This window comes from Aurantimonas sp. E1-2-R+4 (assembly GCF_036549515.1).
GTDB lineage: Bacteria > Pseudomonadota > Alphaproteobacteria > Rhizobiales > Rhizobiaceae > Aurantimonas > Aurantimonas coralicida_A.
Window position 1 is genome coordinate 1 of record NZ_JAZHLK010000083.1, and the last position, 7,207, is coordinate 7,207.

Sequence of the window (7,207 nt, forward strand, 5' to 3'; positions counted from 1 at the left end):
ACCACACAACATGCGCAAGAGCCGGAAAAGTGGAGAGTTCCCAATGAAGGACGAGGAACTCCGCGATGCAAAAGAGACGATTTACGAAAGAATTTGAAGCCGAGGCCGTTCGGCTGGTGCAGAGCAGTGGGCGCACGCAGCGCGAGGTCGCCGACGATCTTGGGATCGGGCTGTCAACACTGGTGCGCTGGATAGGTCGCAGCCGGGACCGGTTGATCGATGAGCCGCCGAAGGCTGGGACCATTTGCGCACGGCGAACCCGATCGAGAGCGTCTTCGCTACCGTCCGGCATTGCACCGTACGGACCAAGGGTGCCCTCTCGCACAAGTCCGCCCGGTTGATGGTCTTCAAGCTCGTCATCGCGGCAGCCAGAACCTGGCGAAGGCTGAAGGGCGAAAACCGCTTGCCGATGGTCATCGCAGGCGTCACATTCACAGACGGCGTCGCGGTCATCCCCGACGCCANCTGGCGAAGGCTGAAGGGCGAAAACCGCTTGCCGATGGTCATCGCAGGCGTCACATTCACAGACGGCGTCGCGGTCATCCCCGACGCCAATCAACGCGCCGCCTGATCGCCCGCGTCACCCAAATCCAACCATAGCTCTGCCTGTTTACCGACCCGGAAGCCGTCCAGGCCAATCGTTGCCTCTTCCTGGGACGATGGCGGAGCCCGCTTTCAGCCGCGTCTCCGCCCCGCGTTGTCGCCGATCGTGCGCGATGCGCGCTGCCGCGGCCGAGCCCGTGATCGATACGGTCGCTATGGCCTCGGCGGATGCGAGACCTGTGTTAGCAAGGCGTTCTTCAGGAACGACACGCTGACCTCGCGCTCGCGGCCGAGGATGTCCTTCGCGTTCGAGAAGTCGACTGACTCCCCGACCGTCTTCAGCGACTCGCTGTCGCCAACATATCGATCCATGAGCCCGAGCCTGGTCAGGAGATCGACGATCCTGTTCGAGTGGATCCCGGGACTGACCGCGACGAACGGCCTGTTCATCAGGATCGAGAAGCACACGCCATGGAACGAGTCCGTGACAACGAACCGGGCCTTGGACAGAAGCGTCAGAAACTCCAGTGGGCCGCCGTCGTTCACGACAGCCGACGATTCGACGCGAAAGAACGGATCCGGCTCGAAGGAAACGACGCTGGAGCGAAGCGAGCGGGCGAAATGAGAGACCGCAGGGGCGATGAGTTTGGATTTGGGAACAGAGTAGACGAAAATGTACGGGTCGCGGAACCTCGTCTCGGCGGCATTCCCGGATGACGCGAGTAGGTCCTCCCAACCGGCGCGGTCGATCAGGAGCGTCGGGTCGAGGGTGTGATGGACCATCCGGTGCACGAGCGGCTGAACGATCTCGACCGCGTCGGCCTCTCGAACGGAAAGCGCGCTGAAACCGCACAGCAGCTCCCGCACCTTCTCCTGTTCGACCGAATTGAACTTGTAGTGCCCAACGCTCGCCGCATAGGCGATCTTTCGGGCGCGGTCGGCGAAGTCGAGGAAGTAGACCGGGTCCAGAGCGCCGTCGGCCGACACGCAACTCGGATTCCAGATCTGGTCGCTGCCGCAGATATAGGCGTCCCGACCGTCGTCCCCGCGCTGCGTCAACTCCTCCGAGGTCATAGGAGGGGACAGCTTTAATACTTCGGCCTGGAAGTCGCGGAAACGCTGCAGGGCGCGCCGACGCGACCGCAGGCGCAAGAGATCCTTGCCCGTGCCCATGAGCTGGCGAAGGTTGCGTGCCGAGCGGACGAGCTGCATCTCCCGGCTGACATGTGGGTTGTGATAGTTAATCACGTCGATGTCGGCGAAGTGACCGATGGTCATCTTCAGGGCGAACGCCTGCAGGGCTGCACCGTAGTTGGGAACGTCCTGCAGGGTGACGATCCCCACCCTAAGCCGCTTGGTCATCGCGCACTCCTCGCTTCGGGCTCGATAAAGGTGGTGTATTCTTCCGTCGGCGTGCGAGGGGAACAGCAGACGTTGATGGAGTCGTTAGCGTATCCGACCGCCAACATCATGATGATGTTGTGCTCCGGTCTGATCGGAATGGCCTTGCGGATCGCACGATCGTCCGCGGGCAGCTTGCTCCAGTTGAGACAGCAGGTCTGCAGGCCCAGCGAATGGAGGGCCAGGCCGAGCGCCATGGAGTACATCCCGCCTTCGATGAAGTGCTGGTTTCGCTCGTTGGCGTTGTCGAAGGCCCGCTGGTCGGTGGCGAGGATAACCAGATAGGGGACTTCGTGACCGAAGCCGCGATTGCCAGCCTGGAAGCTCAACGCCTTGTCGATCAACGAACGCTCGTCGATGTGATAGGTAAACCAGCTCTGCCTGTTGCAGGCGCGCGGCGTGTTGGCGGCGAGCTCGGCGGCCCTCATAACGGTCTCGCGTTCGACGACCCTGGGGCTAAAGTCCCGTACGGAACGCCGGGAGCCGAAAAAGCGCTCCGGGTCATCGAGGCGCCCTTCGCGCAGCCGCGCAGCCGTCATCGTCTCCGCGCCGCCGCGCCCCTCGGCGGCATAGGGGGCCAGAACGCGACGTGCCCGATTGGCCTTTTGCGCCGGCCCCTGTTCGGTTTCGAGGAACTTGAGGATGACCTCGCAGCCAATGCGCTCGTGAAGGGTCTTGGCACTTCCATAGTGCTGGATATGTTCGACAAAACGGTCGACCGCAGCCCAGCCCGAGCCCTTGCGGCGCGTGCGGAAGGCCAGTCCCTTCTCGACGCTGTGATAGATCTTCGCTGCCACATAATCGCGGCGTCGAAGATCGTTTCTTTGCGTGTAGGTCCAGCCGCCGTATCTGCAAGCGCGGTAGGCGTCGTAAACGTATCCGCTGAGAATCAGCAGGAAGTCGCGACCGGGCCGCAGCGCCTGTTTCAAAGTGTCGATCATCGTTGATTAGCGACCCAAAACGCGCAGATGAGATTGAACATCGAACCAGCCTCTCAATGCATCGGATCCAAAGACGTGTTGACGAGCGCCGTAGAGAAACAGGATCAGGAGAACGGCGTCGCTGGCGACCGCCGCCAGTGCTGCCCCCGGGAACCCGAACCACGCTATGAACAGCACTGTCAAGCCGACGCTCGCAAGGGCTGTTATCGCCATGTAGCCGATCTTGCGCCGAACGTTCTGCGCTGTCAGGAGCGTTGCGCCGACGCTGGAGGCGACATACCGAAGCGGTACGGCGAAGGTCAGGATGGCGAGGATCGAGGCGGCGGGCGCGTATTCCTCACCATAGGCCAGCCGCACGAGCAGGGGACCTGCCAGCAGGAGCCCCAGGAGCGTGGCCCCGCCAATCAGCAGCATAACGAAATTGCCGAAGCGATATGACAGGAGCAGCATCTCCCGGTTATCGGCATACCACCGGTGGTATTTTGGCAGGAGGTACCTCTGAAATATCGCCGCGGGCAAGACGTAGGTGGCGGAGACGATCGTGAATGCCGCGACATAATAGGCCGACGACACCTCTCCTAGGAAATAGAAGACGAATAATATTCCGCCTTGGAAGTAGATGAAATTCATGAAGGGGAGGAGAGCGAATGCCCAGGATTCAGAGAAGACCGAGCGAACGTCCGACGATACGAGCGTCGGGCGCGTATTCGTTCTGTAGAAGTTCCACATGGGGCGGCCTGCCGCCAGCAGGATGCTTGCGGCCGTCAGCGAGATCAGGACGCTCGCCGATCCGGTCTCGAGCCCACAGGCGCTCAGGGCCGCCAGAGCAAGGACTGCGAACCTAGTGATGTTGATGAGAGACTGCCATATGGAAACGCGTATGTAACGTTGCTGTATCTGGCAGATCGAGATCAACAAGTCGACGGCAACCATCGCCCAGAGAACCGGAATGAGGACGAAATAAATTATTCGCGCGTTCTCATCGTGCGGGGCGAGGATCGCCCATGACGCCGCCAAGCCCGTCGCAAGTATGGTTCCGATCGCGGACAGTTTGAACGATGGCTTGAGGTAGGCGGATGCCTCGGCTCCGAGTGCGCCGAACGTGCGCAGCCAGTATCCAGCCACCCCCATGCCAGCCATCGGGGCGAGGACAGTGTACACGAGCAGCACCGCGTTGACCCTCCCGTAATCGGCCGGAGAGAGCGTACGGGCGAGCACGATCTGCGTTCCGAAGGCGAAGGCCGCACCGGCGAGAGCGCTGACCCACAGATACGCGACCTCGGCCAGAGATCGACGGCGGTTCAGCTTCAGCATCTCAGTGTCCGTTCCAAAAATAAGTGAGTGATTTCAGCGGGTTGTGATTCAGTTGAATTGCTGAGATTCGACGGAGATCACGATGCCCTGGACCGAAACCACCCGCCCGCACTATGAACGGCGCTGTCCGCGCTATGCAAGCGATCTGACGGATGCGGAATGGGCGCTGATTGCGCCGTTGATGCCAGAGGTGGCTCGGTTTGTCTGAACAGGCTCGCGGCTTTGATAAGTGGATTGGCTGCCGGGTGTGATTCGGCATGCAAAATTGGGTCGTGTCCCACGGAGGACTTGCCCCGTCGTTGACAGCGGTCGGACTGCCGCGTTCAGCCGCCGGTTCTCGTCCGCCTCGAACCTTTGATAGCGGATAGGAGCTTTCTTGCAACCTCGGGCCACGCGTAGTGGTCAGCCACATAGTTCTGCAGTGCGCGGCCCTGCGAGGAAAGCGTGGCGCGTTGATCGAGCATCGTCGCCAGGCCGCCGGCAAGACCTTCCACCGTGGCCGGGACGACCATGCCTCCACCCACCGCATCCACCTCGTCGAAGCCACAGCGGTCGGTCAAGAGAACCGGAGTGCCGAGAATGCCCGCTTCCAAAGCCACGAGGGACATGGCCTCAGACCGCGAGGGAACCGCGAGGAACAGGGCGCTGCTATAGGCCGCACTCCTTCCACCTTCATCGAGATGACCTGTGAATACGACGCGGTCTTCCAGCCCGTGGCGCGCTGCGGCCGCCTCCAGCGCCAGTCTCATACCGAAGTCTGGCCCCCCAAAGACCAATGATACGTCCGGATTGCGGGTGGCGACGCGCGCGAACGCCTCAAGGAGAAGGTCCGGACCCTTCACCTCTGCCAGCCTGCCCACGAAGAGGACATAGGGCTGCTGCACCGGAGCCCCGTGCCGATACTCGACGGCCGTTGCGGGTCCCTCCACCCCGTTCGACACGACCTCGATCATCTCCGGCGAAAGTCCAAGACGGCCGATGATCTGCTCCTTCTCCAGCGGCGTCACGGCGATGATGCGGCTTGCATGGCAGATCATCCGGCGACCGAAGACACGATGGAAAACCCGCTTGTGCAGCGTCCTGGGACCCTCCAGGCCGACGAACTCTCCCGCTGCGCTGAGCACATACGGTGTCCCAATATTAGACGCCAAGAAGGCCGTCGCGACGGACAGGATGTTCCAATAGCCGAGAATATGGACGACGTCCGCCTGGCGGACCTCTGCGGCCAGTTTGACGGGGGAGATCTGTGGGACGACAAACCGCAACTTCCAGAAGCCGGTGGCAAAGGTTGCGATCCCTTCCGTATTCAGCCGGCGCGCGTACTCTCCACCCTGGATTGTCGCGACCGTGCAGTCGTTGCCCAAGCGGCTGAGATGGCGCGCAAGATTGTACGTCCGTGCAGCGGTCCCTCCACCTTGTTCCGGGTCTAGCGAGATCGTCGTCAGAAGGATCTTCATACGTCTGGATTTTGGCTTCCGGCTGCAAGTTGACGAGCATAGGCCTTCAGCTCTTCGCCAAACGGATGCGGACTGAAGCCAAGGTTGTGGGCCTTCTTGGCAGAGAAGCGCCTTGACGCGCTAACGGGAGATAGCCCGCGCGCGCGCAGCGCGACTCGAAGGGCAGATCGCGGCAGCGATGGAACGCCTGCCGGCGAGCGGCGTCCGAACGCCTCCGCGAAGCGGTCCTGCACGAACGCGAAATTATTGTCCGGATCGGCGTCGTCCGTTACGAGCACGGTTTGCAGGCCAGCTGCTCCCGGCTCGAGGGAGAAGTGAACCAGCGCGTCGCACACGGAGTTAACGCTCACTAGGTGCATGCGCCTATCACCGTAGAGGAAACGGCGCAAAGCTAGCTTCCAGAACGGCGCCCGCTGCATTTCGTTCGTCAGATTGAGGAGGTTCCGTCCGCCAGGGCCGAAGACGGCTCCAAGCCGCAGAACAACTGTCTCCGCGAAGACCGATGACAGAACTCTTTCCGCCGCCAGGTGCTCGGCTTCGTAGGACGATCGCGGTGAGGTGGGCGTCTCCTCGTCGACGAATTCGGCCTCGCCTGCCGCGTAGACGTCGATGCTGCTCGCGTGGACGCAGCGGCGGATGCCGCTGGTCCTGAGGCTCACCTGAAGGCGGTTCAGCAGGTCAGGATACCAGCCGCCGCCGTCCGGTCGAAGAAGGTTGACGAGGACGTCGTGACCCTTGAGGGCTGCGGCGAAGTCGTTCGAATCATCGAGAGCGACTTCAACCGCCGATACCCTCGCTCCATCCAGCCATGCCGGCCGCGACCGGTGAACGATATAACTCGGCGGAGGATTAGAGATGTCCCGTAACCGAGCCGCCAAGATCTTGCCGACGAAACCGGTACCGCCCAGCACGACCAGCTTGGTGGAACGTCTACGTTCCTCCTCCGCTCCGCCCTTCCAGGGCGGGTGCGGAATGGGGCCGTGTACGGATGTCATGCGCTCCCCTCCTTCGCCGATATGCTTGGTCCCGTCAGGAGCAGGGTAAACATGCAATCTAGCATTCCAATTCTCCTCGGCCTATGGGATGTGCTCGCCTGGGGTATTGCCACAGACAGATGAGCAGGCTCAGATCTCAAAATCGGAGAGTCTCGAGATTCCGGTCTTCGCCCCCGAAGAACTTGCCGAACCGACCCCCCGTGCCTGCAGGATGGCCCTTCAAATATCCTAAGGCTGTAAAAGAGCCAACCCAAAATCCTCATCTCGGCAGAGGCATCAGAGTTGGCTGGTGTTTCGCCGTACGCGGCACGAGGAGGTTTCTTCTTCGCCGCCATTCTTTATGGGTCGCCTCCACAGCGACAATCAAGGGCTCTTCCGCACTTTTGGTGCAGTTGCCGCCGACATCTCATCGGGCTCGATCGGAGGTTTTTCCTTTTCGCCTACGCAGCAGTCTGGACTTGCCCCGCATTCGTGGCTCTTGCGCATGTTGTGTGGTCTTGAGGCGTCGCGACTCTTTCTAACACCGCAGATGATGCGGTGGAGGAAGCATGCCTCA

Annotated in this window: 5 protein-coding genes and 3 pseudogenes; 3 read left to right on the forward strand and 5 right to left on the reverse strand. The window is 61.5% G+C overall.

The genetic code is table 11. The features are described 5' to 3' along the window. Positions 1-65: 65 nt before the first annotated feature. Positions 66-230: pseudogene (locus tag VQ045_RS20685) on the forward strand (transposase); the annotation flags it as partial. After that, positions 227-571, forward strand: a pseudogene (locus tag VQ045_RS22115) (hypothetical protein); the annotation flags it as partial. The pseudogenes VQ045_RS20685 and VQ045_RS22115, both read left to right, overlap by 4 nt. Before the next feature lie 185 nt (positions 572-756). Here the strand turns inward: VQ045_RS22115 and VQ045_RS20695 are convergent. From VQ045_RS20695 to VQ045_RS20705, 3 genes are read right to left on the reverse strand one after another with little or no spacing between them, the layout of a single operon-like run. Then, complete coding sequence (locus VQ045_RS20695) at positions 757-1,905, reverse strand: polysaccharide pyruvyl transferase family protein (RefSeq protein ID WP_331831463.1); 1,149 nt, start codon at positions 1,903-1,905, stop codon at positions 757-759. Beyond that, positions 1,902-2,885 carry a nitroreductase family protein gene (locus VQ045_RS20700; protein ID WP_331831464.1) on the reverse strand — a complete coding sequence of 328 codons (984 nt, stop codon included), beginning with the start codon at positions 2,883-2,885 and terminating at the stop codon, positions 1,902-1,904. The genes VQ045_RS20695 and VQ045_RS20700 overlap by 4 nt, the downstream gene beginning before the upstream one ends. Before the next feature lie 6 nt (positions 2,886-2,891). Beyond that, complete coding sequence (locus VQ045_RS20705; RefSeq protein ID WP_331831465.1) at positions 2,892-4,199, reverse strand: oligosaccharide flippase family protein; 1,308 nt, start codon at positions 4,197-4,199, stop codon at positions 2,892-2,894. 82 nt (positions 4,200-4,281) lie between these two features. On the opposite strand from VQ045_RS20705, the pseudogene VQ045_RS20710 reads away from it, so the two are divergent. Continuing rightward, positions 4,282-4,398 (forward strand): annotated as a pseudogene (locus tag VQ045_RS20710) (transposase); the annotation flags it as partial. Between the two features lie 124 nt (positions 4,399-4,522). Here VQ045_RS20710 and VQ045_RS20715 read toward each other — a convergent pair. Together VQ045_RS20715 and VQ045_RS20720 are read right to left on the reverse strand one after the other, a co-directional pair. Further along, positions 4,523-5,656 carry a glycosyltransferase gene (locus VQ045_RS20715; RefSeq protein ID WP_331831466.1) on the reverse strand — a complete coding sequence of 378 codons (1,134 nt, stop codon included), beginning with the start codon at positions 5,654-5,656 and terminating at the stop codon, positions 4,523-4,525. Next, the gene (locus tag VQ045_RS20720; RefSeq protein WP_331831467.1) at positions 5,653-6,567 is read right to left on the reverse strand and encodes an NAD-dependent epimerase/dehydratase family protein; all 915 of its coding nucleotides are present in this window, start codon (positions 6,565-6,567) and stop codon (positions 5,653-5,655) included. Before VQ045_RS20720 ends, VQ045_RS20715 begins: the two co-directional genes overlap by 4 nt. Positions 6,568-7,207 lie beyond the last annotated feature (640 nt).